General features: G+C 37.6%; 1 protein-coding gene. It reads left to right on the forward strand.

What is annotated here, in order from left to right; all coding sequences use genetic code 11:
- Window positions 1-237 (forward strand): SspB-related isopeptide-forming adhesin (locus tag ADH54_RS09735; RefSeq protein WP_049524956.1); only part of this gene is annotated, 237 nt, incomplete at both ends.

The following is a 237-nucleotide window of genomic DNA, read 5'->3' on the forward strand; positions in this document are numbered from 1 at the left end:
TTTAACCAGTATATTAAATCAGGAAAATCGGTTACAATTATTAATCCAATGGTAACCAAGGAAGAACTACGAAATACAGCGAAATCATTTGAAAATACAGCTTATCAAGTTGATTTTGGTAACGGCTATCAAACAGATACAGTTGTAAACAAAGTTCCTACCGTGAAACCTACCAAGAAGAATCTGAACAAGGCAGGTGTGAACATCGGTGGTAAACAGGTCTTGGCAGGCTCAGTC

Origin of the sequence: Streptococcus pseudopneumoniae (assembly GCF_001072315.1) — a bacterium.
Taxonomy (GTDB): Bacteria; Bacillota; Bacilli; order Lactobacillales; family Streptococcaceae; genus Streptococcus; species Streptococcus pseudopneumoniae_R.